The following is a 26,216-nucleotide window of genomic DNA, read 5'->3' on the forward strand; positions in this document are numbered from 1 at the left end:
CCGGGCAGATGACGGAGAGCGCGGGCGTGCGGCGGGCGCTGGCGAGCTGGACCTCGCTGCGCGCGGCCGCCGTGGCACTGTACGGCGCCGCCGCGGCCAACCGCCGGCTGGGGGGAGCGGGGCGGGGGAGCGTGCGCCGGGTGGTGCACGTCTCTCCCGCCTTCTTCGGCGGCGGGTCCATCATCGGCGGGGGCGAGCGCTACGCCGTGAGCCTGGCGCAGGCGATGGCCGGGCTGGTGGAGACCGTCTTCCTGAGCTTCGGGCCGGAGCGCCGCACGGAGCAGCACGGTGCGCTGCGGGTGGAGATCTTTCCCATCCTGGAGCTCAAGGACGGGGTGCCGTTCGACCCGGTGTCGTTCTCCTTTCTGCCGATGCTGCGCGGCTTCGACGTGGTGCACTGCCACCAGTACCGCACCATCGTCACGAACTTCGCGGCGCTGGCGGGCGCGGCGCTGGGGAAGCGGGTGTTCGTGACCGACCTGGGCGGCACGGGGCGCCACTTCACGCACGTGCTGCCGGTGGCGCGCGTGGTGACCGGCTTCCTGCCCATCTCCGAGTTCGGCGCGCGCGTGCTGCCGGACGGGGAGCACGGGACGGTGATCCACGGCGGCGTGGACGACAGCTTCCTGGAGATCCCCCCCGCCGCCGGCCCCAAGCCGCCCCGGGTGCTCTTCGTGGGCCGCCTGCTGCCGCACAAGGGGATCGACGACCTGGTCCGCGCGGTGGAGCCGGGGTGGGAGCTGGTGGTGATGGGAAGGCCGTACAGCCCGGAGTACTTTGCCCTCCTCCAGGAGCTGGCGGCGGGGAAGAACGTGCGCTTCGTGACCGACGCGAGCGACGAGGAGCTGGTGCGCGCCTACCGCGAAGCCGCCGTCACGGTGCTCCCCTCCGTGTACCGCGACACGTACGGCGTGCACCACGAGATCCCCGAGCTCCTGGGGCTGGTGCTGCTGGAGAGCATGGCGTGCGGCACGCCGGCCATCTGCACCGACGTGGGGGGGATGCCGGAGTTCGTGGACGAGGGCGTGACCGGCTTCGTGGTGCCGCCCAACTCGCCCGATGCGCTCCGCGAGCGGATCGCCTTCCTGCTGGACAACCCGGCGGAGGCGGCGGCCATGGGGCAGCGCGGGCGCGAGACGGTCGCGCGGCGCTTCACCTGGCGCGCGGTGGCGGAGCGCTGCCTGCGGGCGTACGGCGGTTGACGCCGATGCGCATCCTGGTGGTCTCCAACTTCTATCCACCCCACTTCATCGGCGGCTACGAGCTGGGCTGCGCCACGGCGGTGGAGGCGCTGCGCCTGCGCGGGCACCAGGTGGCGGTGCTCACCAGCACGTACGGCGGGAGCGGGCCGCGCAGCGAGGGCGAGGTGCACCGCTGGATGACGGGCGTGGGCCCCGAGCCCGCCCGCGCGTGGCGCCCGGCCCCCGTGCGGCGCCTGGCCACGCTGGCGCGGCTGGTGCGCAAGGAGCGGGGGAACTGGGCGGCGCTGCGCCGGCTGGCGGCGGAGTTCCGCCCGGACGTGGTGTACGTGTGGAACCCGGTGGGCACCTCCGTCTCGCTGGCCGCGGCGCTGCCGGCGCTGGGAATGCCCACGGCCTTCTACGTGTTCGACGAGTGGATGGCGCGTGGCGACGACCTGGTCCTCCGCTTCTGGAAGGGCGGCGGCGTCCCGGCGCGCGTGGCGGCGGCGGCGGGGATGCCGGCCGTGAGCGGCGGGGTGGCCTTTCGCAACGTGCAATTCGGCAGCGCGTACCTGGCCGAGGCCGTGCGCGCCGCCGGCGTGCGCACCGAGGGCGCCCGCACCATCCACTGGGGGATCGATCCGGCCACCTTTCCCTTTCGCGCCGAGCCCCGTCCCGAGGTGCGCAGGCTGCTCTTCGTCGGGCAGGTGCTGCCGCACAAGGGGGTGCACACGGTGATCGAGGCGCTCGCCCTGCTCGAAGCGCCGGCCACCCTCACCATCGCGGGCGACGCGGACAATCCGTACGGGCACGAGCTGCGGCGGCGCGTGGGCGAGCTGGGGCTGGAGGAGGCGGTGAGCTTTCGCGGCCGGGTGCCACGCGCGGAGATCGTGGCGCTGTACCACGACCACGACGTGCTCGTCTTTCCCTCCGTGTGGAACGAGCCGTTCGGCATCACGATCCTGGAGGCGATGGCGTGCGGCCTCCCCGTCGTCGCGACCGGCACCGGCGGCAGCGGCGAGATCGTGCGCGACGGCGAGAACGCGCTCGTCTTCGCGCCCGGCGACGCGGCGGCGTGCGCGCGGCAGGTCGGACGGCTGATGGAGGATGACGCGCTGTTCGAGCGCGTCCGGCGCAACGCGCGCGAGTCGGTGGAGCGCCACTTCACCCTCGAGCGCACGATCGAGCAGATCGAGGAAGGGCTGCGCGCGGCCGTCGCGGCCGGGAGCGCGGCGTGACGCCGGGCGCGCCGCTGCGGGTGGTGTACGACGTGTCAATCCTGGGCGCTGGGCACCGGTCGCAGCTCAGCCGCACGGGCACCTACCGCGTGACGGAGCGGCTCGCGCACGGGCTGGCCGCCGCGCCGGAATGCGAGCTGCGCTTCGCGGCGGTGGAATCGGCGCGGGTGCGCGGGCTGGCGCGGGCGCACGTCGCCGAGGATGCGTCGCTGCGGCACGTGCCGCTGGTGGCGCCGCCGCGCGCGGGGCTGGTGGACGCGCTCGCGCACCCGCTGCTGCGTATGGACCTGCGCCCGTCAGACGCGAAGCACGTGCGCGTCGCGCGCGGCGTGATGGCGCGCGGGGTCAAGGCCGCCGAGGCCGCGCTGGGGCACCGCCGGCTGGGCGACTGGGTGGACGCCGACGTCTTCCACTCCCCCTCCGCGCCGCTGCCGCGCTGGGCGGGGCGGGGAAGGCCGCCCGCGCGCCTGCTCACCGTGCTCGACCTGATCCCGGTGCTCTTCCCCGAGCTGTTCGACGTCCACGTGCTGCGCCGCTTCCGGGCCGTGCTCGCCAGCCTGGACCGCGACGCGTGGGCGATCTGCATCTCCGCCTCCGGGCGCGACGACCTGTGCGAGCACACGGGAATCGACCCGGCGCGGGTCTTCGTCACCCCGCTGGCCGCCGCGCCGGACCTCTTCCACCCCGTGACGGACGCGGAGCGGATCGCGGAGGTGAAGGCGCGCTACGGGATCCCCGACGCGCCGTACCTGCTGAGCCTCAACACGCTGGAGCCGCGAAAGAACATGGATCACGCGATCCGCTCGTTCGTCCGGCTGGTGCGCGACGAGGGGGTGCGTGACCTGTACTTCGTGCTCGCGGGGACGAAGGGGTGGCACCACGACGGGATCTTCGAGGCGATCTCCGGCGCCGGCGACTTGCGCGGGCGCATCATCCTTCCCGGCTTCGTGGCGGACGAGAACCTGGCCGCGCTCTACAGCGGCGCCACCGCGTTCGTCTACCCGTCGCTCTACGAGGGATTCGGGCTGCCGCCGCTGGAGGCCATGCAGTGCGGCGTCCCCGTCATCACCTCCAACACCTCCTCGCTCCCTGAGGTCGTGGGCGACGCGGGCATCTTGCTCGACCCGCGCGACGGGGACGCGCTCTGCCAGGCGATGCTCGACGTCTACCGCACCCCCGCGCTGCGAGAGACGCTGCGCGAGCGGTCGCTGGCGCGCGCGCGGCACTTCAGCTGGGAGCGGTGCACCCGCGACACCATCGCCGCCTACCGCGCCGCCAGTGCGTCGTAACACGTTGCGCGGGTGGAACTTGGGTGCTCCGTGCGGCCTCGCGGGGCCATTGCAAAGGTGCGCGGGTTGCTCTAAATTCGGGATTCCAACGGAACGGGGCGCCCTCGGCCGGCGCGCGGAGCCAGACGGGGCGGAGGGATGACGATGGCGGCGGATGGCACGGCAGGCCCGGGGCGCCGCATGACGCTGGGGATGGACGCGCGCGCGGTCCACAGCACCGGCGTGGGGCGCTACGTGCGGGAGGTGCTCGCCGCCCTCTTCGCGGACCCGCGCTTCGGCCGCCTGGTGCTGCTGGGCGAGCCGGACGAGCTCCACGCGCTGCTGGCGGACTGGGGCGCGGAAGACCAGGCCACCGTCCTCCCCTTTCCGCGCAGCTGGAGCAGCCACCAGTCGCAGCTCGCCTGGGCCCGGATGGCGGCCCGCGGCCAGACCCGCGCGGACGTGTGGCACTTCCCGTTTTCGGACGTGCCCCTGCTGCTGCACCCGCGCCGCAGCGTGGTGACGGTGCACGACCTGATCCCCATCAAGCTGCCGGGGCTGGTGCGCAGGCGCGAGCGGATCGCCTCCACCATCATCCTGCACGCGGGGGCCCGGCTCGCCTGGCGGATGATCGCCGACTCGGAGTCCACGCGGCGCGACATCGTGTCGTACGTGCCGGGCGCGGCGAAGAAGGTGGAGGTGGTGCCGCTGGGCGTGGGCCCCTCGTTCCGCCCGCTGGAGCCCGCCGAGGCCGCGCACTGCGCGCGCGCGCAGGGGCTGCGGCCGTACCTGTTCTGCGTGGGGAACCGCTTTCCGCACAAGAACCACGTGGCCGCCGTGGACACGCTGGCGCGGGTGCGGGCGGGGGGGAGCGCCATGCGGCTGGTGGTGGCCGGGGGCACGGCCAACGCCCACTGGCCCCAGGTGATGCGCCACGCCGAGGCGCTCGGGGTGGCGGACGCCGTGGTGGACCTGGGCAAGGTGAGCGAGACGGAGCTCCGCTGCCTGTACGCGCACTGCACGGCCTTCCTCTTTCCCTCGCTCTATGAGGGGTTCGGGCTCCCCGTGCTGGAGGCGATGGCGTGCGGCGCGCCGGTGATCGCCTCCAACCGCACGTCGGTTCCGGAGGTGATGGGCGAGGGCGGGCTCTCCGTGGACCCCGGCGACAGCCAGGCCATGGCGGACGCGGTGGCGCGGCTGGAGCGGGACCCCGGCCTGCGCGCCGAGTGGATACGAAAGGGGCGGGAGCAGGCGGCCCGCTTCACATGGGAGAGCACCACGCAGCGGACGATGGAGATCCTGTACCGCGCCGCGTGTTCGTGAACCAGGGTGGGAATGAAGCGCGTACTGATGTACGATCCGTATCACGACTGTGCCTTCGGGGCGCAGCGTGCCATGATCACGCTGGCGGAAGGGATCCGCGAGCGTGGCTTCGAGCCGATCATCGCCACCGGCAAGGAGGGGATGCTCACGCGGATCGCCCGTGAAGCGGGGCTGCGCGTGGAAGTCATCCCCGTACCCGCCACCCTGGACATCTTCGGCGGGGCCGCGCTCGCCGCGTCGGCGCCCCGCAAGGTGCTGATCTCCTTTTCGCTGCTGATGTACGCCATGCGCGTGCTGCGCCACGCCCGGCGGGTGGGGGCCGACATCCTGTACGCCAACGAGCTGCGCAGCGTCTTCTTCCTCACGCCCAGCAAGCTGCTCCTGCGCAAGCGGCTCTTCTGGACGATCCACGGCGGGCCGTCGTTCCGCGGGCTATCCGCGCTGGGCGCGTGGGCAGCGGACGAGATGATGATGGTGTCCAGGGCGGCGGCCAAGGCCCTCCCGCCCCGGGCCAGGGAGCGCGCGCGCGCCAAGCTCTCCGTCAACTACGCGGGGATCGACGCGTCGGGGTACGCGCCCGCCCCCAGCGACGAGGCGCGCCGCGAGCTCCGCCGCCGCTTCGGGCTTCCGGAAGAGGGGCTGCTGATCGCCACCGCCGGGTCGATCTGCCATCGCAAGGGGTACGACACCCTGCTCTCGGCGCTGGAGCGCGTGGTGCCCGGCGGCCCCGCGGTGCACCTGGCCATCGCGGGCGACCTGGCGCGCGAGACGGACGCGGAGTACATGGCCGCGCTGCGGCGCCAGGTGGAGGAGAAGCGCCTTCCCGTCACCTTTTTGGGGTGGCGCGACGACCTGCCGGCGCTCCTTTCCGCCAGCGACATCTTCGTCCTCGCCTCGCGCGAGGAGGGGCTGGGGATCGTGACGCTGGAGGCGATGGCCACCCACCTGCCCGTCATCGTGACCTACGCGGGCGGCAGCGAGGAGACGGTGGTGGACGGCGAGAGCGGACTGATCGTGCAGCCGGACGACCCCGAAGCGCTCGCCGGGCGGCTGCGCATGCTGATGGACGACGCCGGCCTCCGCGCCCGGCTGGGTGCCAGGGCGCGCGAGCGGTGCCTGGACGTCTTCGCCCAGACGCGCTACAAGGACCGCTTCGCCGCGCTCCTGCGCGGGGAGAGGGAGTAGCGCGTGGCCGGCCGTTCCGCCAACGGGCACCGCTTTTCGGCGGCGTGGTTCGGGGTCGCGCTCGCGGCCACCACCGCCACGCAGCTGCGCCTGGGCCCCGCCGGCCCCGGCGAGGTGATGCTGGTGCTTTGGCTGGCGTTCCGCTTCGCCACGCTGGCGGTGCAGCGCACCGTGGTCGTTCCGCGCGAGGCGCGCCCGCTCCTCTGGTTCTGGTGCCTCGTGCCCGCGTTCTTCGCGGCCGGGTGGCTCGCCAAGATCTTCATCGGCGTGCCGCAAAAGAACGCGGCGCTGTACGACACCTTCGCCTTCACCTTCACCGCCGTCACCATCATCACCTTTCTGCTGGAGGGCGACCTGCGCGAGCGGGTGCGCGGTGCGGCGGCGGGGATGCTGCTGATGGCGGTGATCCCCAACGCGCTGCTGGCGGTGGTCAGCCTGGGGGGGATCGGAACGGGGCCGGTGGACCCCTGGTACGGAGCGCGCTTCACCGGCTGGGCGGTCAACCCCAACCAGCTCGCCCTGCTGATGCTGGCCATGCCGCTGATCGCGCTCCAGCTGCGCGCCGAGAGCGGGACCGCCAGGCGCAGGATGGCGTGGCTGGCGGTGGCGCTCGTGGCCACGGTGATGGGCGTGGGCACGCTCAGCGACAGCCTGATCCTGGCGTGGCAGCTCGGGGGCGCGCTGCTGGTCTGCGTCGCCTTCATGCGCGCGGCGTCCGTGAACACCGGCAACGTGGTGCGCGAGGGGATCGTGCGCGTGGTGATCCCGCTGATGCTGCTGGGGGCGGCCGGCGTGGCGGTGCCGCGCATCGTCGGCAAGGTGGTGGAGGAGGCCACCGACCTCTCCGGCTCCGACCAGGGCTCCGACCGGTTCACCCTGTGGGGGCACGGCTTCGAGGCGTTCCAGAGCTCGCCCGTGGTGGGGCTGGGGCCGGGGTCGCACGCCGGCCACGACAGGCCTTACGAGGGGTTCGAGTCGCACAACACCTACCTGGACTGGAGCACCAGCACGGGGATCGTGGGGCTCGTCGCGTACCTGGCGCTGCTCGCGTGGGCCGGCTGGCTGGCGCTGCGCGACCGCGCGCACTTCCGGCTGATCCTTCTCCTCTCGCTGATGCTGTTCAGCACCTTCCACTACGTGCTGCGCCAGCCCACCTTCTGGTTCACGCTGCTGGTGGTGGCCGTGGCGCCCGCGGGGAGCAGGCCCGCCCGCGCGCCGGCGGCACGGCGCGCGGAGCGGCTGGCGGAGGCGGCCCATGCGTAGCGTGCGGGTGGCGCTCATCTCGCCGCTGGCCGAGGAGCAGTGGCACAGCATGGACCTGTGCGCGGAGATGCTGCTGGACACGCTGCGCCGGCACCACGAGCCGCACATCCGCGCGGAGCGGGTGGTGCCGCGGCTGGTGCGCCGCTTCGAGCGCCTGCCGCGCGCGGGGCGTCACCGCATCGCCGTGCGCGCGGACCGGCTGCTGAACCGCTTCGGCGACTTTCCGGGCCACCTGCTGCGCAGCCGCAAGCGCTTCGACCTGTTCCACCTGACGGAGCACAGCTACGGCCAGCTCGCGCACGTCCTTCCGGCCAGGCGCACCATCGTCACCTGCCACGACCTGGAAGCGTTCCGCTGCCTGTTGGAGCCGGAAAAGGCGCCGCGCTCGTGGATGTACCGCGCCATGGCGCGGCAGCAGATGCACGCGGTGCGCTCCGCAGCCCGCGTCGTGTGCGACACCCACGCCGTGCGCGACGAGCTGCTGGCGTTCGGCCTGGCGAAGCCGGAGCGGGTGACGGTGGTGCACATCGGCACGCACCCCGCGTCGTCGCCTGACCCCGATCCCGTGGCGGACGCGAAGGCGGAGGCGTTGCTCGGCCCGGCGGGACTCACGGTGGACCTGCTGCACGTGGGGAGCCTGATGCCGCGCAAGCGCATCGACGTGCTCCTGCGCGTCTTCGCCGCGCTGCGCGAGCGGGTGCCGGGGGTGCGGCTCATCCGCGCGGGGGGCGGCTTCCTGCCCGAGCACCTGGAGCTGGTGCGCTCGCTGGGGCTGGAGGGCTCCATCCTGGTGCTCCCCTTCGTGGAGCGCGAGGTCCTTTCGGCCGTGTACCGCCGCGCCGCGCTGGCGCTGCAGCCCTCGGAGGTGGAGGGGTTCGGGATGCCGGTGCCGGAGGCGATGGCCTGCGGCACCCCCGTGGTGGCCAGCGACATCCCCGTTCTGCGCGAGGTGGGCGGCTCGCTGGCGCGCTACTGCCCCGTGGGCGACGTGCCGGCCTGGACGGAGGCGGTCGTGGAGCTGCTGGAGGAGCGCCGCACGCAGCCGGAGCGGTGGCGGGCGCGCCGCGCGGCCAACGTGGAGCACGGCGCCCTCTTCAGCTGGCGGGTGCACGCGCGCAAGATGGTGGAGGTATACGAAGAGGTGCTGAGCGCCTCCAACCACCCGGTCCACGGGTGAGCGCGGCGGTGTCCGACTGACGAGAGAGCCAAGGCTACGTGCCGATGAGATATGAGACGGTGAAGGAAGAGCTGCGCGCCGCGCCCCGCACCTGGCTGGTGACGGGCGCGGCCGGGTTCATCGGCAGCGCCCTGGTGGAGGGGCTGCTGGGGCTGGGGCAGACGGTGGTGGGGCTGGACAACTTCGCCACCGGCCACCGCCGCAACCTGGACGACGTGCGCGCGCAGGCCGGCGACGGGGCGTGGGAGCGCTTCCGCTTCATCGACGGCGACATCCGCGACCTGGACACCTGCCACGATGCCTGCCGCGGGGTGGACTTCGTGCTGCACCAGGCGGCGCTGGGGAGCGTCCCCCGCTCGCTGGAGGACCCCATCGCCACGCACGCGGCCAACGTCACCGGGTTCCTCAACATCCTGGTGGCCGCGCGTGACGCAAAGGTGCGCCGGTTCGTCTTTGCGGCGTCCAGCAGCACCTACGGCGACCATCCCGCGCTCCCCAAGGTGGAGGACCGCATCGGCCGGCCGCTGTCGCCGTACGCCGTCACCAAGTACGTGGACGAGCTGTACGCCAGCGTCTTCGAGCGCAACTACGGCATCGAGACGGTGGGGCTGCGCTACTTCAACGTCTTCGGCCGCAGGCAGGACCCGGAGGGCGCCTACGCCGCCGTGATCCCGCGCTGGGTGGGAACGCTGCTGCGGGGCCACGAGTGCGTCATCAACGGCGACGGCGAGACCTCGCGCGACTTCTGCTTCGTGGAGAACGTGGTGCAGGCCAACCTCCTGGCCGCCACCGCCACGGGCAAGGTGACGGACGAGGTGTACAACGTGGCGCTGGGCGGGCGCACCACGCTGAACCAGCTCTTCGAGTGGATCCGCGACGGCCTCGCCGCTTTCCGGCCCGGCGTGGCGGGCGCCGAGCCGAAGTACGCGCCCTTTCGCGCCGGCGACGTGCGCCACTCGCAGGCGGACATCACCAAGGCCCGCGAGCGGCTGGGCTACGAGCCTACGCACACGGCGGAGGAGGGGCTGCGCGAGACGCTGGAATGGTACGCGGCGCACGCCGGGTGACGCCGTTTTCGCTTGCGGCGGATGGCCCCGGCGGGTAAGTTGGCGGCCCATTTGGGGATCGGACGCCCCTTCAATGCCGCCTTCGCACGCGCGCTCCGGGCCGAGGCGCGCTCTGCGCTTTGAGGGCGGGCGGGTGCGGGTAGGGAGTGCGAAGGGAAGGGGTGCGGGGCGGCGTTCGCCCGCGCGCAGTCAACAGGAGATGTCCGGACCATGTGCGGGATAGCGGGATTATTCGACCAGAGGGGAGCTTCGTCCGCGGATGAGCTGGCCGCGGCGGCGACGCGGATGGCCGACTCGCTGCGCCACCGCGGGCCGGACGACGGCGGCGTGTGGGCCGATGCCGGCTGCGGCGTCGCCTTCGGGCACCGGCGGCTCTCCATCGTGGACCTCTCTCCCGACGGCCACCAGCCGATGGCCTCGGAGAGCGGCCGCTTCGTGCTCGCCTACAACGGGGAGGTGTACAACTTCCCCCACCTGAGGCGCGAGCTTGAGGCGGTCGGGCACCGCTTCCGCGGCCATTCGGACACCGAGATCCTGCTGGCGGCGTTCGAGGAGTGGGGGATCGACGGCGCGCTGGAGCGGTCGGCGGGGATGTTCGCCATGGGGATCTGGGACCGGCGCGACCGCCAGCTCCACCTGGTGCGCGACCGGCTCGGCAAGAAGCCGCTCTACTACGGCTGGGCGGGCGACACCCTCCTCTTTGCCTCCGAGCTCAAGGCGTTCCACACCTTTCCCGGCTTCCGGCCGGAGATCGACCGCGGAGCGCTTGCGCTGCTGCTGCGGCACAACTGCGTGCCGGCGCCGCACACCATCTTTCGCGGCGTCTTCAAGCTCCGCCCCGGCACCCTCCTCACGCTGCGCGAGGGCGGCGCCCCGGCCTCCAGCACCGAGGGGGCGCAGGACCACGTGCGCACCTACTGGTCCGCCACGGCGGTGGCCGAGCAGGGAGCGCGCTCGCCGCTCGGCCTGACGGAAGAGGAAGCCGTCGACGAGCTCGAAGAGGTGCTGGGCCGCGCCGTGGGCGAGCGCATGCTGGCCGACGTGCCGCTCGGCGCGCTCCTCTCGGGCGGCATCGATTCATCCGCCGTGGTGGCGCTGATGCAGCGGCGGGCGGAGCGCCCGGTGAAGACCTTCACCATCGGCCTCTTCGACCCGGTGCTGGACGAGGCGGTGGACGCGCGGCGCGTGGCGGAGCACCTGGGCACCGAGCACACCGAGCTGTACGTGACGCCCGAGGAGGCGCAGGCAGTCATCCCGCGCCTCCCCGACTTCTTCGACGAGCCGTTCGCCGACTCGTCGCAGATCCCCACCTTTCTGGTGTGCCAGCTCGCCCGGCGCGACGTGACGGTGGTGCTCTCCGGCGACGGCGGCGACGAGGTGTTCGGCGGCTACCAGCGGCACTTCCAGGCGGAGCGCCTGGCGCGCTACAACCGCGTGCCGCCGGTGATGCGCTCGGCCGCCGCGCGCCTCCTCACGGCACCCTCGCCCGAGGGGTGGGACCGCTTCTTCGACGCCGTGGCGCCGGTGCTGCCGGGCCGCGCGCGGCGAGCCCTGAGCGGCGACAAGGTGCACAAGTTCGCCGGGGTGCTGCCGGCGCGGGGGATGGAGGCGGCGTACCGCACCCTGACCTCGCACTGGCAGGAACCGCTCTCCGTGGTGCGCGGCGGCGGGCGCGAGCCGGTCACCGTGCTCACCGACCGCGCGCGCCGGCCGGACCTGCGCAGCTTCGCCCACGTGATGATGGTGCTGGACACGGTCAGCTACCTGCCGGACGACATCCTCACCAAGGTGGACCGCGCCAGCATGGCGGTGAGCCTGGAGGCCCGCGCGCCGCTCCTGGACCACCGCGTGGTGGAGTTCGCCTGGAAGCTCCCGCTGGGGATGAAGATCAGGGGGACGCAGGGAAAGTGGATCCTGCGGCAGCTCCTGGCCCGCCACGTGCCGCGCGAGCTGTTCGAACGCCCCAAGCAGGGCTTCGGCGTGCCGATCGGCCCGTGGCTGCGCGGGCCGCTGCGCCCGTGGGCCGAGGCGCTCCTGGCCGAGGACCGCCTGCGCGACGAGGGCTTCTTCGCGGCCGAGCCCATCCGCCGCAAGTGGAGCGAGCACCTGGCCGGGCGCCGCAACTGGGCGTACGACCTGTGGAACGTCCTGATGTTCCAGGCGTGGCGCGAGCGGTGGGCGCCCTGAGCTCCGCACCCACCACGGTGCTGGTGCTCGGTGGATACGCCCAGTCGCTGGTCACCTTTCGCGGGTCGCTGCTGCGCGCCATGGTCGAGCGGGGGCATCGCGTGGTCGCCTGCGCCCCCGCGGCCTCGCCGGAGATCGTGGAGGCGCTGGCGGGCATGGGGGTCACGTACCGCGACGTCCCCTTCAACCGCACCGGGCTGCGGCCGGACGAGGACCTGCGCACCCTGGCCGCGCTGGTGGCGCTCTTTCGCGAGGTGCGGCCGGACGTGATCCTGGGCTACACCATCAAGCCGGTGATCTGGGGGCTGCTGGCGGCACGGATCGCGCGGGTGCCGCGGCGCTTCGCCATGATCACGGGGCTCGGCTACGCCTTCATGAGCGAGGGGCGCGAGGGAAGGGTGGTGCGGGCCCTGGCCCGGCGGCTCTACCGGCTCAGCCTGCGCGGCGCGGACCGCGTCTTCTTCCAGAACCCGGACGACCGCGCCACATTCGAGCGGCTGCGCCTCGTGCGCGACCCCGGGCAGGGAGTGATCGTCAACGGCAGCGGCGTGGAGACCGACCACTACACGCCGGTGCCGCTGCCAGAAGGGCCCGCCTCGTTCCTGCTGATGGCGCGCTTCCTGGCGGACAAGGGGATCCGCGAGTTCGTGGAGGCCGCGCGCATGGTCCGCGCGCGGCACCCGGAGGCGGTCTTCCGCATGGCGGGGTTCCGCGACGACGACAACCCCACCAGCATCTCGCAGGAGGAGCTGGACGCGTGGGGGCGCGAGGGGATCGTCGAGTTCCTGGGCTGGCTGCCGGACGTGCGTCCCACCATCGCCGGGACCACCGTGTACGTCCTCCCCTCCTACGGCGAGGGGACGCCGCGCTCGGTGCTGGAGGCGATGGCGATGGGGCGCCCCATCGTGACCACCGACGCACCCGGCTGCCGCGAGACGGTGCGGGACGGCGTCAACGGCTTCCTGGTGCCCGTACGCGACGCCGCCGCGCTGGCCCGGGCCATGGAGGCGCTGGTGGTGGACCGCGCGCTGGTGGAGCGGATGGGGCGCGAGTCCCGCCGCATCGCCGAAGAGAAGTACGACGTCCACAAGGTAAACCGCGTCATCCTGGAGACGATGGGTCTGGCGGGCCCGGAGCCGGCGTGAGCGCGGCCGTCAAGCGCCTGGTGGACGTGCTGGCGTCGGCGGGGGGGCTGCTGGTGCTCTCGCCCGTGCTCCTGGCCGTGGCGGTGGCGGTTCGCTGGTCGATGGGCTCGCCGGTCCTCTTCCGGCAGGTGCGCCCCGGGCGGCACGCGGTGCCGTTCGCGATGTACAAGTTCCGCACGATGCGCGACGCGCACGACGAGAACGGGAACCCGCTGCCCGACGGCGAGCGGCTGACGGCGGTGGGGCGCTTCCTGCGCAAGACCAGCCTCGACGAGCTGCCGGAGCTCATCAACGTGCTCCGCGGCGACATGAGCCTGGTGGGGCCGCGCCCTCTGCTGATGCGCTACCTGCCGTACTACACGCCGCGGGAGCAGCGCCGGCACGACGTACGGCCGGGGATCACCGGCTGGGCGCAGGTGAACGGCCGCAACACCGCCCGCTGGGCCGAGCGGCTGGAGATGGACGTGTGGTACGTGGAGCACCAGAGCCTCTGGCTCGACCTCAAGGTGCTCGCGCGCACGGCCGCCTCGCTGCTGGGGCAGAAGGGCGTGGTGGTGGACCCCCGCAGCGCCATGCTCAACCTGGACGAGGAGCGCTGGCCCGGCGGCGAGCCGCGGTGAAGTGCGCCCATGAATACGCGGCGAAGGGCCCCTCCGGGGGCGCTCGCCCGAACCTGGCTTCTGGAGCCGATTGACCACTCTGCGCACCCCCGGCTTCGGGGCTCTGGTGATCTCGCTCGACTTCGAGCTGCACTGGGGTGTACGCGACCACAAGACGGCGGACGGACCGTACCGCGCGAACCTGCTGGGCGCGCGCGAGGCGGTGCTCCGCATGCTGGAGCTGTTCGGCGAGCTCGGGGTGGCGGCCACCTGGGCCACCGTGGGCTTCCTCTTCGCGCGCAGCCGCGACGAGCTGGAGCGCTTCTCGCCTGCCCTGCGCCCCGGCTACCGCGACGCCGCGCTCGATCCCTACGGCGAGCCGCTGGGCCAGGGCGAGGCGGACGACCCGCTGCACTATGCGCCCAGCCTGGTGGACGCCATCCGCCGTGCGGACCGGCAGGAGCTGGCCAGCCACACCTTTTCGCACTACTACTGCCTGGAGCCGGGGCAGACGCGCGAGCAGTTCGCGGCCGACATGCGGAGCGCCGTGGAGATCGCGGCGCACCAGGGGGTGCGCATGCGCTCCATCATCTTTCCGCGCAACCAGCACAACCCTGCCTACTCCGGGGTGCTGCGCGACGCCGGGATCACCTGCTACCGCGGCAACCCGCCCGCGCGGATGTACCGGGCCACCCACTCCGCCGGGCTGCACCCCATAGCGCGCATGGCGGGGCTGGCCGACTCGTACCTGAACCTGGCGGGCACCGCCACGGCGCGGTGGGACGAGGTGGTGGAGCCGGACGGGCTCTGCAACGTGCCCGCGAGCCGCTTCCTGCGCCCCTACAATCCGCGCCGCCGCGCCCTGGAGCCGCTTCGGCTGCGGCGCATCGAGGGCGCGCTGCTGCACGCCGCCCGCGAAGGGGAGATCTTCCACCTCTGGTGGCACCCGCACAACTTCGGCACGTACCTGGAAGAGAACATGGCCATCCTGCGCCGGATCCTGGAGTGCTACCGGCGGTGCAGCGACTCGCACGGAATGCGCTCGCTCACCATGGAAGAGGTGGCGGAGCAGGCGCTGGCGTGCGGAGCCCCCGCGTGACCGCGTCGCGCAGGGTGGTGCTGCTGTGCGGCCCCGGCCCCTCCACCCACATCGTGCACCACGCGCTCACGCGCGAGCTGGGCCCCATCGACACCGTCATGGAAACGGTGCCCACGCGCTGGTTCCTGCTGCGGCGCCGCGTCAAGAAGCTGGGGCTCGCCACGGTGGCGGGGCAGCTCCCCTTCCAGGCGGCGGTGGTTCCCCTCCTGCGCCGCGCCAGCGCCGGGCGCATCGAGGCGATCAAGCGCGAGCACGGGCTGGACGACTCCCCCATCCAGGGCCCCATCACCCACGTCCCCTCCGTCAACACGGACGAGGCGCGCGAGGTGCTGCGGCGGCTGGACCCGGCGGTGGTAGTGGTCAACGGCACGCGCATCATCGCCCGCAAGACGCTGGACTGCGTGGCGGCGCCGTTCGTGAACATGCACGCCGGCATCACCCCCGCCTACCGCGGCGTGCACGGCGGCTACTGGGCGCTGGCGGAGGGGCGCCCCGAGCTGGCGGGCACAACGATCCACTTCGTGGACGAGGGGATCGACACCGGCGGCATCATCGCGCAGGGCCGCTTCAGCGTGACGCCGGAGGACTCCTTCGCCACGTACCCCTACCTGCACCTGGCCGCGGGTGTCCCGCTCCTGGTGCGCACCGTCCGCGGCATTCTGGACGGCAACCTCCAGCGCGACCCCATTCCGGAGGGGCTGGCCTCCCGCCTGCGCACGCACCCCACGCTCTGGGGGTACGCCGCGGCGCGCCTGCGCGGGGTGCGGTGAGCGTGCGGGTGCGCCCCGCCACGGCGGACGACGCCGGGGCGATGGTGGCGGTGATCCGCGAGGGCTTCGCGCCCGAGCTGCTCGACGCCATGATCTACGGGTGCGCGGGGATGGACCGCTTCATCCGCGACGAGCTGGAGCTTCCCGCTGACCTCTGCGACCGCACGTACACCGTGGCGGAGCGGGACGGGCGCGTGCTGGGGTGCGTGGAGCTGCGCCGCCTGCCGGGCACGCTCATCCTCAACTACATCGCGGTGGCCGCGGAGCTGCGCTCGTCGGGCGTCGCGCGACGGCTCCTGCTGGAGGCCATCGTGCAGGCGGGCGGCGAGCGCTACGGCACCCTGGCGCTGGACGTCTTCACCGACAACGACGTGGCGCGGGGCTGGTACCAGCGGCTGGGCCTCGCCGGGTCCGACCGCGCGGCGTGGTGGAGCGTGCCGATGCCGGACGCCGCCCCCGGTGCGCCGCACGCCGTCGTGAACGGCTTCCCACAGGCGCAGGCGTCGCAGCTCCGCTTCGGCTTCTCGCAGCTCGACGTCGCCACGCCGGACGGCAGCTACGCCGTGGGCCGCATGGGAGCGAAGTGGTTCCGCCTGTCGCAGGCGGCCGCCCTGCGCGACCCCGCACTGCTCGCCACGCTTCGGCTGCTGGACCCCGCGCGCGGGCTGCTCCTGATCCTTCCCGAAGGGCAGCTCCCCGCCGAGGCCGCCCCCGGCGCCGTCCGGCTGACGGAGAGCGTGCGGATGTCCATCGCCATCCCCGAGCTCCTCGGCCGGCTGCGGCAGGCCCGCTGATTCCCCGTACCCGTGATCCCGGTGATCGAAAAGCTCGCGCGTGAGCAGCGGTTCCTGCGCCCCGTGCTCCCCTACGGAACGGCGCGCGAGGCGCAGCAGGTGTTCCTGGAAGCGGCGCGGCTGGCCGAGGACGAGGTGGTCCTCCTTCCGGCGTTCATCGGCTGGTCGGCGCGCGAGGGGTCCGGGCTGTTCGATCCCATCCAGAACCTGGGGCTGGCGTACCGCTTCTACCCGGTCACGGCCGACCTGCGCGTGGACGTCGATGCCTTCGCGGAGCTGCTGCGCAGGGAGCGAGTCGGCGTCGTGATCCTGGTGCACTACTTCGGCTACGTCGATCCCGCCTACCCCGTGCTGGTTGAGCTGGCGCGCGAGCACGGCGCTCGGCTGGTGCTGGAAGACGAGGCGCACGCCATGCTCAGCGACTGGGTGGGCGCCATCTGTGGGCGCGAGGGCGACGCGTGCATCGTGTCGCTCCACAAGCTGTTTCCCGTGGCCACGGGCGGCGCGCTCGTCTTCAACTCACCACGGCACGAGATGCTGGGCCGCATCGGAGCGCCCGCCGCGCCCGGTGCCCTCGATTTCGACTTTGCCGGCATCGCGCGGCGGCGGGTGCGCAACGCGGCATTGGTCGAGGAGCTGCTCCCGGAGCTTGCGGACGAGGTGGTCCCGCTCTGGCCGGGGCTCCCCGACGGTGTGGTGCCGCAGACCTACCCCGTGGTGATCCGGCGCGCGTCGCGGAACGACCTCTACTTCCGCATGAACGAGGCGGGCTTCGGCGTCGTGAGCCTGTACCACACGCTGGTGAAGGAGCTGTCGGTGGACGACTTTCCCGCATCGCACCAGCTCGCGCGGCGGATCATGAACCTTCCCGTGCACCAGGATGCCGAGCCGCACCAGATCCGGGCGATGATGGAGGAGCTGGGCCGCCAGGTGAGGGCGCTCCCCCAGACGGACTGAATGGTCTCACACAGAGACACAGAGACACAGAGAGAGAACTTCAATCGATTTTCCTCTGTGTCTCTGTGTCTCTGTGTGAGCCATGCTGTTGCCGTTCTCCGCGGGTCGCCGCGCCTCCGCGTGAGACCTTTCTGGCAGGTGGTGTGAGGTGCGGCGCCGCGCTATCTTCCGCCGCTACTCTGCTGCCAGAGCAATCTTTCGCGGGGATCGGATGAGCGACAGCGGTTTCACGGTTCTGGACGCGGCGGTCGAGGAAGAACGGCGGGAGTGGCTCGGGATGTGGGAGGCGTGGCCGCTGCGCGAGGTGTTCGCGCATCCGGACTACGTGGCGCTCTACGCGGAAGAGGGCACCGGGCGCGCGCGCTGCGCCGTCCTGCGCTCCGGCGGCGCGTCCGTGCTCTACCCGTTCGTCCAGCGCGACCTGCGCGGCGAGAAGTTCTGGGATCCGTCCGTGGGGCCCGCGAGCGACCTGATCAGCCCCTACGGCTACGGCGGCGCCTACGCGTGGGGCGACGCGCCCGCGGACCTCGCGGCCAACTTCTGGGTGCGCTTCGACGAATGGGCACGCGGGGAAAAGGTGGTGTCCGAGTTCGTCCGCTTCTCGCTCTTCCGGGAGATCCTGCTCGACTATCCCGGCACCCGCGAGGAGCGGCAGGACAACGTCGTCCGCTCGCTGGATCTGGACGAGGAGCGGATGTGGATGGACTTCGAGCACAAGGTTCGCAAGAACGTCAAGCGGGCGCAGCGCAGCGGCGTAACCGTGGAGCTGGACCCGGACGGCGCGCGGCTCGGCGACTTCCTCCGCATCTACCAGTCGACGATGGACCGGCGGGAGGCCGATTCGCGCTACTACTTCCCGCGGAGCTACTTTGAGCGGCTCCAGCGCGGCCTGGCGGGGCAGTACATGTACTTCCACGCGCTGCTGGGCGGCGAGGTGGTCTCCACCGAGCTGGTGCTCGTGTCCGCGGAGAACGTGTACTCCTTTCTGGGCGGCACCGATCCGGAGGCGTTCGCCACGCGCCCCAACGACCTGCTCAAGCACGAGATCATCCGCTGGGCGGCGGGCGAGGGAAAGCGGCGCTTCGTGCTGGGGGGCGGCTATCAAAAGGATGATGGCATCTACCGGTACAAGCTGGCGTTCGCGCCCGGCGGGGCCACGCCGTACCACGTGGGATACCGCGTGCTGGACCCGGAGCTGTACGCCGCCCTGTCGCGCAACCGGCCGGGCGAGCCGGTGCCCGAAGCGTCCGCCGGCGGCTACTTTCCCGCGTACCGGGCCTAGCGTTTTCCGCCCAGGCGGCTCTTACAGGTCATGACCGAATGAACGAACCGCGAGAGCGTATCTATCTGTCGAGCCCCCACATGGGAGGCGCGGAGCAGGAGCTGGTCGCGGACGCGTTCGCGACCAACTGGATCGCGCCGCTCGGCCCGCACGTGGACGCATTCGAGCGCGAGTTCGCCGACATCGTGGGGAGCCCCCACGCCGCCGCGCTGAGCTCCGGCACCGCGGCCATCCACTTGGCGCTGATCCTGGCGGGGGTGGGCAGGGGCGACGAAGTGGTTGTGTCGTCGCTCACCTTCTCCGCGAGCGTGAACCCCATCCTGTACGTGGGCGCCACGCCGGTCTTCATCGATTGCGATCGCGCCTCGTGGAACATGGACCCCGCGCTCCTGGCGCAGGCGCTGCGCGACCGGGCACGCGCCGGGCGGCTGCCCAGGGCGGTGGTCGTGGTGCACCTGTACGGGCAGAGCGCGGACCTGGACCCCATCGTGGAGACGTGCCGCGAGCACGGCGTCACGCTGATCGAGGACGCGGCGGAGGCGCTCGGCGCCAGCTACAGGGGGCGCAGCCCGGGCACGCTGGGGCAGACGGGGATCTTTTCCTTCAACGGGAACAAGGTCATCACCACCTCCGGCGGCGGGATGCTGGTGTCGGACGACGCGGCGCTGATCGCCAAGGCGCGCAAGCTCGCCACGCAGGCGCGCGACCCGGCTCCGCACTACGAGCACTCCGAGATCGGCTACAACTACCGGCTCAGCAACGTGCTCGCGGCTATCGGGCGCGGGCAGCTACGCGTGCTGGCCGACCGCGTGGCCGCGCGGCGCCGCAACTTCGACTTCTACGCGCGAGAGCTGGGCGGCCTTCCCGGCGTGGAGCTCATGCCCGAGGCGCCGTGGGGCACGCACAGCCGCTGGCTCACCTGCCTCACAATCGACCCCGCGGCCTTCGGCGCGGACCGCGAGGCGCTGCGGCTCGCCTTCGAGAACGAGAACATCGAGGCGCGCCCCGTGTGGAAGCCCATGCACCTGCAGCCCATCTTCGCCTCGCACGACAGCGTGGGCGGCGAAGTGGCCGCGGACCTCTTCGAGCGCGGGCTCTGCCTCCCCTCCGGCTCCAACCTGGAGACGAGCGACCTGGAACGGGTGTGCGACGTGGTGCGCCGGATGGCGCGCTAAAACCGTGTCGAAAACCTCGCCTGCCGAATGGTGCTCTACGCCGCACCCACGCAGCAGCGCGTTAACCCCGTCCATCTAGGCGTGCTCGGCAGTCTTCAGGTGCGCTACCGCCACAGGCGAGCAGCCTGGATCGCTCACTGCGAGATCATCTACTTATCTGGCGGTTCGTTTCGCAATACCAGCGCATGGCCCTGAGTTTGCGGCGGACGAGGCCCTAGACGGGAATGTCTGGCGTCGGAACGTGACGCGGGTTACCGTGTAGATTGTACGCCTCAGACACCTGGACGGTACAGAATGCACACGTTGAAGCAACTGACGCAGACGCCGCTGTCGTTCCTTACGGGAATGGCACGCGCCCTGGATCTGGGTAACACGCTCGACGAGTACGACCTCTCCGCTGAGGACTTCGTGCGCCTTCCGACGGACGCCGAGATGTTGGCGTCTGACCGCGAAGCGCTTCGCGAGGACTGCTTCAACGCCTACTCTAGCGTGCTCGAAACCGTCGATGGGCAGACGCCATAACCAGGTCACGCGTACGAACGCCGCTGGATCATCCCCGAACCAGAATTCACAGACCCAATCGGGCGGCTTTGTCGCCCGATTCGAGTCTCAGCAGGTCACGTACGATAGTGTCCTCCCTCCCGCAGAGGAGCTGGAGCGGCTAGAGGCGTTGAGTCCGGGCACGATCGACTGGTTCAAGCAGCTCGCCGCCGAGGAGGCGCATTCTAGACGTGGCAGGATGGACCGAACGCTCGATCTCCAGTCGCGCCACCTCTGGTTCAGCGGACTCAATTCGACGCTGGGCGTAATGTTCGCGGGCACGATCGGGATCTGCGGGGTTGTGGGCGGCCTCTATGCGGCGGCGCAGGGGTATATCACGGATTGGGCGGGCGTGAGCACCGCTCTGGCATCGCTCGCTGCCCTTATGGGAGTGTTCGTCGTTGGTAAGACCAGGACCAACAAGAAGCCTTGAGTCAAGATCACCCTGATTTCAAATTGAAACGAAAGCGGGGCCGGAGAGCGCGGCCAAGCTTGCCGGACTACCTGACGATCGTGAACGTGCCCGAGCACGGGCCTTTTAACACCGTGCGCGATGCGGAGGCGTTCGCGGACCGTCTTGCTCAGCGTGAAGGATACTCGTAGCGTTGGAGTCGCTACTTCGGCGGGGCGCACGGAAAGCCCGACCCGCCTGCGCCTGATCGACTAAGATGTGAGATCAAGGAACGATCCCATTGAAGTGGGGCGGTCTTAGTGGCCGCCCCACGGCCGTCTGTTGGCTGGCAATTCAATACACCGGCGGGCCGAATGGCACCCCCGGCACCCGGCCCCGAAGTTGCCAGGGGGCGCGGGTATGGCTAGAGTTAACGGCTTATCCGCGCGCGCGGCGGAGCCGCTAGAGCGGATCCGTTCAGTTGGCCTGTTCCCCCCGGCGAAGGCGAAGCGCCGCGCCGCGGACAGGTGAATTCTCAAGACCTCGGGACTTCATGCATATCGCAGTCGTTGGAACGGGTTATGTGGGCCTGGTGGCCGGCGCGTGCCTCGCCGAGACGGGCAACGACGTGGTCTGCTGCGACATCGACGCGGGGAAGATCGACCGGCTGAACAACGGCGAGATCCCCATCTACGAGCCGGGCCTGGAGCCGCTGGTGGAGCGGAACCTCAAGGAAGGCCGCCTCACCTTCACCACCGACGTGGCGGGTGCCGCGGCGGAGGCCGAGGTCATCTTCATCGCCGTGGGCACCCCCCCGGGCGAGGACGGCTCGGCGGACCTGCAGCACGTGCTGGCCGTGGCCGAGACCATCGGCCGCAACATGCCGGCCGACGGGCCGGAGAAGATCGTCATCACCAAGAGCACCGTGCCCGTGGGGACGGCCAACAAGGTGAGGGAGGCGATCGCCCGCCACACCGCGCGCCCCTTCCACGTCTGCTCCAACCCGGAGTTCCTCAAGGAAGGCGCCGCGGTGCAGGACTTCATGCGCCCGGACCGCGTGGTCGTCGGCGTGGACTCGGAGCACGCGCGCGCCCGCCTGGCGGAACTGTACGCGCCGTACGTGCGCTCGGGCAACCCGGTGCTCTTCATGGACATCGCGTCGGCCGAGATCACCAAGTACGCGGCCAACGCCATGCTGGCCACCCGCATCTCCTTCATGAACACCATCGCCGGGCTGTGCGAGGCGGTGGGCGCGGACGTGAGCCACGTGCGCAAGGGGATCGGCACGGACGAGCGCATCGGGCCGGGGTTCCTCTTCGCGGGGATCGGCTACGGCGGCTCCTGCTTTCCCAAGGACGTGAAGGCGCTGGTGCACACCCTGCGCGAGACCGGGGTGGACGCCGCGATCCTGGAAGGCGTGGAGCAGGTGAACGCGGCGCAGAAGCGGGTGCTGCTGGAGCGCGTGGTGGCCCAGTACGGCGACGACCTCACCGGCCGCCGCTTCGCCGTGTGGGGGCTCTCCTTCAAGCCCGAGACGGACGACATGCGCGAGGCGCCCAGCCTTACGGTGGTTCGCGGGCTGTGCGAGCGCGGCGCCACGGTGAGCGCGCACGACCCCGAGGCGCGGCACGAAGCGGGGCGCTACTTCGCGGACCTGATCGCGACCGGCGCGCTCTCCCTGTGCGAGCACAACTACGACTGCCTCAACGGGGCCGACGCGCTGCTGGTGCTCACCGAGTGGGGCCCGTACCGCACGCCGGACTTCGACCGCATCCGCTCCACCCTGGGCGAGCCGGTGGTCTTCGACGGGCGCAACCTGTGGGACCCGGCGCGCATGGCCGCCATGGGCTTCCGCTACCAGTCGATCGGCCGCCCGGCGCCCACCCCCGCGGCGGCGCCGGCCGCCGCCACCGCCTGAGGAGCCGGCGATGCGCATCCTGATCACCGGCGCGGCGGGCTTCCTGGGCTCGCACCTGTGCGACCGCTTCCTGGCCGAGGGACACCAGGTGGTGGGGGTGGACAACTACCTCACCGGGCGTCCCGAGAACCTGGCGCACCTGGACGGGAACGGCGACTTCTCCTTCATCAGGCAGGACGTCACCGAGCACATGGAGGTGGAGGGGCCGCTGGACGGGGTGCTGCACTTCGCCTCGCCCGCGTCGCCGGTGGACTACCTGGAGATGCCGATCCAGACGCTCAAGGTGGGGTCGCTGGGGACGCACAAGGCGCTGGGGCTGGCCAAGGCCAAGGGGGCGCGCTTCCTCCTTGCATCCACCAGCGAGGTGTACGGCGACCCGCTGGAGCACCCGCAGCCGGAGACGTACTGGGGGAACGTGAACCCCGTGGGGCCGCGCGGCGTGTACGACGAGGCCAAGCGGTTCGCCGAGGCGATGACGATGGCGTACCACCGCTTCCACGGGGTGGAGACGCGCATCGTGCGCATCTTCAACACCTACGGCCCGCGCATGCGGCCGGAGGACGGGCGCGTCGTCTCCAACTTCATCGTGCAGGCGCTGCGCGGCGACTCGCTCTCCGTGTACGGCGACGGCAACCAGACGCGCTCCTTCACCTACGTGGACGACCTGGTGGAGGGGATCTACCGCCTCTTCCACAGCGACCGCGCGGAGCCCACCAACATCGGCAACCCCGGCGAGTTCACCGTGCGCGAGCTGGCGGATCGGGTGCTGGCGCTCACGGAGAGCGAGTCCGCCATCGCCTGGCACCCGCTGCCGCAGGATGACCCCAAGGTGCGCAAGCCCGACATCACGGTGGCGCGCGCGGTGCTGGGGTGGGAGCCCACGGTGGACCTGGAAGAAGGGCTCCGCCGCACCATCCCCTACTTCCGCGGCGTGGTGGAAGCGGGAGCGATGGCGGCCCGCACGCTGTAGGGCGCGTGAAGGTGCTCGTGACCGGTGGCGCCGGGTTCATCGGCGGCCACCTCTGCCAGCGCCTGCTGGACCGCGGCGACGAAGTGGTGTGCGTCGACAGCTTCGACAGCTTCTACGACCCGGCGATCAAGCGCGGGACCGCGGCCGCGCTGGCCCGGTCGCCGCGCTTCCGGCTGGTGGAGGGCGACATCCGCGACCTCGCCGGGCTGGAGCGCGAGCTCGCGGGCGAAGGCGTCGGCGCGATCGTGCACCTGGCCGCGCGCGCGGGGGTGCGGCCCTCCATCGAAGACCCCGTCCTCTACACGCAGGTCAACGTGGAGGGCACCGTCGCCATGCTGGAGCTGGCGCGGCGGCTGGGGGTGAAGCCGTTCGTCTTCGGCTCATCGTCCAGCGTGTACGGCGACACGTCGGCCGTGCCCTTTCGCGAGGACGAGCCCGCTGCCACCCCGATCTCGCCCTACGCGGCCAGCAAGCGCGCGGGCGAGCTGCTCTGCCACGCCTACGCGCACCTGCACGGGCTGGCGGTGGTGTGCCTGCGCTTCTTTACCGTGTACGGCCCTCGGCAGCGCCCGGACCTGGCGATCCACAAGTTCGCGCGGCTGATGGCGGCGGGGGAGCCGATCCCCTTCTTCGGCGACGGCTCCACGCGGCGCGACTACACCTACGTAGACGACATCGTGCAGGGCATCGAGGGCGCCATCGCCTACGCCGCGGCGCGCGATGCCTCGTTCGAGGTCTTCAACCTGGGCGAGAGCGACACGGTGCCGCTGGCGCGCCTGGTGGAGCTGCTGGGCGCCGCCATGGGGGTGAGCCCCACCCTGCAGCGCCTCCCCGCCCAGCCCGGCGACGTGGAGCGGACCTACGCGGACATCTCGCGCGCGCGTGCCCTGCTGGGTTATACTCCGCGCGTTCCCATCGAGGAGGGGATCCCCCGCTTCGTGGAGTGGTTCCGGAGCGGGCAGGCCGCCGGGAGCTGACCGGCGCGAAAGCAACTGATTTCAAGATCGAAACTTCCATGACCGAGGCAAACGTGCACACCAACGCAGCTCCCCTCACGCAGCCCAAGATCGTCGACAAGCCCTGGGGGCGCGAAGTGTGGTACGCGCACGAAGAACGCTACGCCGGCAAGATCCTGGAGGTCACCCGCGGCCACGCGCTCTCGCTGCAGAAGCACGAGCGCAAGCAGGAGACGATGTACCTGCAGTCCGGGCGCCTGCTGTACCACTTCAACGGCGTCGACTTCGAGATGGAGCCGGGCCAGTGCATCACGGTGCGCCCCGGCGACGTGCACCGCATCGAGGCGCTGGAGGATGCCGTCATCCTCGAGGTCAGCACCCCCGAGCTGGACGACGTCATCCGCCTGGAAGACCGCTACGGCCGGGGCTGAGCGCGCCGCCGGGACGCTGCCCGGCTCCTCGATGACACAACCCGCCGAGTCCGCCATCGACGGGGCCCTGCGGCTCCGCGGCTGGGCCCTGCACGTGCTCGCGTCCCCCGGCGCCCCTCCGCCGCTCCCGCCGGCCTCACCGGCCGCGTGGGAGCTCTTCCTGCGCGTGGAGCGGATGGCGATCCCGCTGGCGGACGCGCTGGATGCGCAGTCCCCCGGCGAAGAGCACGCGGCGGTGCTGCGCCGCGCGCGCATGACCGAGCTCCAGCGCGTGCTCTCTGCACGGGCGGCGCTGCAGCAGATCCGGTCCATCGCGCGGCGGCGGGGGCTCACGGTGGCGGTGATGAAGGGCGCGGTGGCCGTGCTGCGGCGCGGCGCCCCCGACCTGTCGGACGTGGACGTCTACGCGAGCGCCGCCGAGGCCGCGGTGCTGGCGGAGGAGATCGACGGCCTGGGCTACCGCGCGGTGGGCGCGCCGGGTGCCCACGCCCTGCGGCTGCGCGCGACGGACGACTCGCTCCCGGTCGAGGTCCACACCTCCATTCCGGGGACGCACGGAGCCCCGGAGCGGCGCCTGGTGCCGGCTCCCTCGCTGCCCGGGCTGTACGTCCTCCACCCGGCTGACCACCTCTGGTACGTTCTCCACCACGCCACCGAGCAGCACGCGGAGCGGCGCGGCGCCCTCCGCGACCTCCTGGTCCTCGCGGACGCCATGGACGCCTGCACGCCCGACGACCGCCGCGAGGTAGACCGCTGGACGGCCGAGCACTGGCGTCCCGAGCTCTTCCGCCGGGTGCTGCGGATGGCCGACGGGCTCCGCCGCCGCGAGGGCGCCCCCGCGGACCCGTTCCGCCTGGACGCCGCGGGCAGATACGTGGCCGTGGGATGGATGGCGCGCACGCCGGCGCACGAGACGCTGCGCATCGTGCTGTCGCGCTCCATCATCGCGGGGGTCGCGCGCCGCGGCGGCTTTCCCTGCGACCAGGGAAGCGCCACGCTGGACCTCCCCTCCGGCTATCCCCTCCTCGCCTGGATGCGGCGCCGCGTGCCCCGGGCCGAGCGGCTCGCGCGCCTCGCCATCCGAATGGGCCCGGAGTGGGCGCTGTACCCGGTGGGCGCCGCCGCGGCCCGCGCCGCCGCGCGCGCCGTGCAGCGCGCGGGCTGAAAAAGTCTCACGCGGAGGCGCGGAGGCGCAGAGAGAACAGATCAAGGCTTCCTCTGTGGCTTGTAGTTCTCTCCGTGTTCTCTGTGTGAGGCTTTGCTGTAAACATCCGCGTCCGGCCCATGATGCTCTCTCTTC

Annotated in this window: 24 protein-coding genes; all 24 read left to right on the plus strand. The window is 71.8% G+C overall.

Annotation, left to right across the window (positions count from 1 at the left end; translation table 11 throughout):
- Positions 1-8 precede the first annotated feature (8 nt).
- The 24 genes from VF647_14240 (at position 9) to VF647_14355 (ending at position 26,081) form a co-directional block, all read left to right on the plus strand.
- Positions 9-1,202 (plus strand): glycosyltransferase family 4 protein, encoded by a 1,194-nt coding sequence (locus tag VF647_14240; GenBank protein HEX8453258.1) that lies wholly within the window; start codon positions 9-11, stop codon positions 1,200-1,202.
- A 5-nt stretch (positions 1,203-1,207) separates the two neighbouring features.
- Positions 1,208-2,419 (plus strand): glycosyltransferase family 4 protein, encoded by a 1,212-nt coding sequence (locus tag VF647_14245; GenBank protein HEX8453259.1) that lies wholly within the window; start codon positions 1,208-1,210, stop codon positions 2,417-2,419.
- Positions 2,416-3,708 carry a glycosyltransferase family 1 protein gene (locus tag VF647_14250; protein HEX8453260.1) on the plus strand — a complete coding sequence of 431 codons (1,293 nt, stop codon included), beginning with the start codon at positions 2,416-2,418 and terminating at the stop codon, positions 3,706-3,708. Before VF647_14245 ends, VF647_14250 begins: the two co-directional genes overlap by 4 nt.
- A 144-nt stretch (positions 3,709-3,852) precedes the next feature.
- Positions 3,853-5,010: a glycosyltransferase family 1 protein gene (locus VF647_14255; GenBank protein ID HEX8453261.1), complete on the plus strand. Its 1,158-nt coding sequence runs from the start codon at positions 3,853-3,855 to the stop codon at positions 5,008-5,010.
- Between the two features lie 12 nt (positions 5,011-5,022).
- Positions 5,023-6,195, plus strand: coding sequence for a glycosyltransferase family 4 protein (locus tag VF647_14260; protein HEX8453262.1), 1,173 nt, complete (start codon positions 5,023-5,025; stop codon positions 6,193-6,195).
- Positions 6,196-6,198: 3 nt separating this feature from the next.
- Positions 6,199-7,458 carry an O-antigen ligase family protein gene (locus VF647_14265; protein HEX8453263.1) on the plus strand — a complete coding sequence of 420 codons (1,260 nt, stop codon included), beginning with the start codon at positions 6,199-6,201 and terminating at the stop codon, positions 7,456-7,458.
- Positions 7,451-8,635, plus strand: a complete 1,185-nt coding sequence (locus tag VF647_14270; protein ID HEX8453264.1) for a glycosyltransferase family 1 protein — start codon at positions 7,451-7,453, stop codon at positions 8,633-8,635. The genes VF647_14265 and VF647_14270 overlap by 8 nt, the downstream gene beginning before the upstream one ends.
- Before the next feature lie 44 nt (positions 8,636-8,679).
- Positions 8,680-9,702, plus strand: coding sequence for an SDR family oxidoreductase (locus VF647_14275; GenBank protein HEX8453265.1), 1,023 nt, complete (start codon positions 8,680-8,682; stop codon positions 9,700-9,702).
- A 210-nt stretch (positions 9,703-9,912) separates the two neighbouring features.
- Positions 9,913-11,889, plus strand: a complete 1,977-nt coding sequence (gene asnB / locus VF647_14280; protein ID HEX8453266.1) for an asparagine synthase (glutamine-hydrolyzing) — start codon at positions 9,913-9,915, stop codon at positions 11,887-11,889.
- A complete protein-coding gene (locus VF647_14285) occupies positions 11,877-13,034 on the plus strand; it encodes a glycosyltransferase family 4 protein (protein HEX8453267.1) in 1,158 nt (385 codons plus the stop codon). Before asnB ends, VF647_14285 begins: the two co-directional genes overlap by 13 nt.
- Positions 13,031-13,654, plus strand: coding sequence for a sugar transferase (locus tag VF647_14290; protein ID HEX8453268.1), 624 nt, complete (start codon positions 13,031-13,033; stop codon positions 13,652-13,654). The genes VF647_14285 and VF647_14290 overlap by 4 nt, the downstream gene beginning before the upstream one ends.
- 70 nt (positions 13,655-13,724) lie before the next feature.
- Positions 13,725-14,732, plus strand: coding sequence for a polysaccharide deacetylase family protein (locus VF647_14295; GenBank protein HEX8453269.1), 1,008 nt, complete (start codon positions 13,725-13,727; stop codon positions 14,730-14,732).
- On the plus strand, positions 14,729-15,502 hold the full coding sequence (locus tag VF647_14300) for a formyl transferase (protein ID HEX8453270.1): 774 nt from the start codon (positions 14,729-14,731) through the stop codon (positions 15,500-15,502). Before VF647_14295 ends, VF647_14300 begins: the two co-directional genes overlap by 4 nt.
- Positions 15,499-16,296 carry a GNAT family N-acetyltransferase gene (locus VF647_14305; GenBank protein ID HEX8453271.1) on the plus strand — a complete coding sequence of 266 codons (798 nt, stop codon included), beginning with the start codon at positions 15,499-15,501 and terminating at the stop codon, positions 16,294-16,296. Before VF647_14300 ends, VF647_14305 begins: the two co-directional genes overlap by 4 nt.
- A gap of 21 nt (positions 16,297-16,317) precedes the next feature.
- On the plus strand, positions 16,318-17,253 hold the full coding sequence (locus VF647_14310; protein ID HEX8453272.1) for a DegT/DnrJ/EryC1/StrS family aminotransferase: 936 nt from the start codon (positions 16,318-16,320) through the stop codon (positions 17,251-17,253).
- A gap of 211 nt (positions 17,254-17,464) precedes the next feature.
- The gene (locus tag VF647_14315) at positions 17,465-18,535 is read left to right on the plus strand and encodes a GNAT family N-acetyltransferase (protein HEX8453273.1); all 1,071 of its coding nucleotides are present in this window, start codon (positions 17,465-17,467) and stop codon (positions 18,533-18,535) included.
- A gap of 38 nt (positions 18,536-18,573) precedes the next feature.
- Positions 18,574-19,710 carry an aminotransferase class I/II-fold pyridoxal phosphate-dependent enzyme gene (locus VF647_14320; protein ID HEX8453274.1) on the plus strand — a complete coding sequence of 379 codons (1,137 nt, stop codon included), beginning with the start codon at positions 18,574-18,576 and terminating at the stop codon, positions 19,708-19,710.
- A gap of 294 nt (positions 19,711-20,004) precedes the next feature.
- On the plus strand, positions 20,005-20,232 hold the full coding sequence (locus VF647_14325; protein HEX8453275.1) for a hypothetical protein: 228 nt from the start codon (positions 20,005-20,007) through the stop codon (positions 20,230-20,232).
- A 217-nt stretch (positions 20,233-20,449) separates the two neighbouring features.
- Positions 20,450-20,683 carry a hypothetical protein gene (locus VF647_14330; protein ID HEX8453276.1) on the plus strand — a complete coding sequence of 78 codons (234 nt, stop codon included), beginning with the start codon at positions 20,450-20,452 and terminating at the stop codon, positions 20,681-20,683.
- A 511-nt stretch (positions 20,684-21,194) separates the two neighbouring features.
- Positions 21,195-22,559 (plus strand): UDP-glucose/GDP-mannose dehydrogenase family protein, encoded by a 1,365-nt coding sequence (locus VF647_14335; protein ID HEX8453277.1) that lies wholly within the window; start codon positions 21,195-21,197, stop codon positions 22,557-22,559.
- 10 nt (positions 22,560-22,569) lie between these two features.
- On the plus strand, positions 22,570-23,529 hold the full coding sequence (locus VF647_14340; GenBank protein HEX8453278.1) for a UDP-glucuronic acid decarboxylase family protein: 960 nt from the start codon (positions 22,570-22,572) through the stop codon (positions 23,527-23,529).
- A 5-nt stretch (positions 23,530-23,534) separates the two neighbouring features.
- Positions 23,535-24,506, plus strand: coding sequence for a GDP-mannose 4,6-dehydratase (locus VF647_14345; GenBank protein HEX8453279.1), 972 nt, complete (start codon positions 23,535-23,537; stop codon positions 24,504-24,506).
- A 38-nt stretch (positions 24,507-24,544) separates the two neighbouring features.
- Positions 24,545-24,916, plus strand: a complete 372-nt coding sequence (locus tag VF647_14350; protein ID HEX8453280.1) for a cupin domain-containing protein — start codon at positions 24,545-24,547, stop codon at positions 24,914-24,916.
- 31 nt (positions 24,917-24,947) lie between these two features.
- Entirely contained in the window at positions 24,948-26,081 is a 1,134-nt protein-coding gene (locus VF647_14355) for a nucleotidyltransferase family protein (GenBank protein HEX8453281.1), read from the plus strand.
- Positions 26,082-26,216 lie beyond the last annotated feature (135 nt).

Origin of the sequence: Longimicrobium sp. (assembly GCA_036387335.1) — a bacterium.
Classification (GTDB): Bacteria; Gemmatimonadota; Gemmatimonadetes; order Longimicrobiales; family Longimicrobiaceae; genus Longimicrobium.

What these genes read in the sequence shown, in the direction of transcription:
- VF647_14240 (HEX8453258.1), top strand. Translation starts at nt 9, where the DNA reads ATGACGGAGAGCGCGGGCGTGCGGCGGGCGCTGGCGAGCTGGACCTCG.
- VF647_14245 (HEX8453259.1), top strand. Translation starts at nt 1,208, where the DNA reads ATGCGCATCCTGGTGGTCTCCAACTTCTATCCACCCCACTTCATCGGC.
- VF647_14255 (HEX8453261.1), top strand. Translation starts at nt 3,853, where the DNA reads ATGGCGGCGGATGGCACGGCAGGCCCGGGGCGCCGCATGACGCTGGGG.
- VF647_14260 (HEX8453262.1), top strand. Translation starts at nt 5,023, where the DNA reads ATGAAGCGCGTACTGATGTACGATCCGTATCACGACTGTGCCTTCGGG.
- VF647_14270 (HEX8453264.1), top strand. Translation starts at nt 7,451, where the DNA reads ATGCGTAGCGTGCGGGTGGCGCTCATCTCGCCGCTGGCCGAGGAGCAG.
- VF647_14275 (HEX8453265.1), top strand. Translation starts at nt 8,680, where the DNA reads ATGAGATATGAGACGGTGAAGGAAGAGCTGCGCGCCGCGCCCCGCACC.
- asnB (HEX8453266.1), top strand. Translation starts at nt 9,913, where the DNA reads ATGTGCGGGATAGCGGGATTATTCGACCAGAGGGGAGCTTCGTCCGCG.
- VF647_14315 (HEX8453273.1), top strand. Translation starts at nt 17,465, where the DNA reads ATGAGCGACAGCGGTTTCACGGTTCTGGACGCGGCGGTCGAGGAAGAA.
- VF647_14320 (HEX8453274.1), top strand. Translation starts at nt 18,574, where the DNA reads ATGAACGAACCGCGAGAGCGTATCTATCTGTCGAGCCCCCACATGGGA.
- VF647_14325 (HEX8453275.1), top strand. Translation starts at nt 20,005, where the DNA reads ATGCACACGTTGAAGCAACTGACGCAGACGCCGCTGTCGTTCCTTACG.
- VF647_14330 (HEX8453276.1), top strand. Translation starts at nt 20,450, where the DNA reads ATGGACCGAACGCTCGATCTCCAGTCGCGCCACCTCTGGTTCAGCGGA.
- VF647_14335 (HEX8453277.1), top strand. Translation starts at nt 21,195, where the DNA reads ATGCATATCGCAGTCGTTGGAACGGGTTATGTGGGCCTGGTGGCCGGC.
- VF647_14340 (HEX8453278.1), top strand. Translation starts at nt 22,570, where the DNA reads ATGCGCATCCTGATCACCGGCGCGGCGGGCTTCCTGGGCTCGCACCTG.
- VF647_14350 (HEX8453280.1), top strand. Translation starts at nt 24,545, where the DNA reads ATGACCGAGGCAAACGTGCACACCAACGCAGCTCCCCTCACGCAGCCC.
- VF647_14355 (HEX8453281.1), top strand. Translation starts at nt 24,948, where the DNA reads ATGACACAACCCGCCGAGTCCGCCATCGACGGGGCCCTGCGGCTCCGC.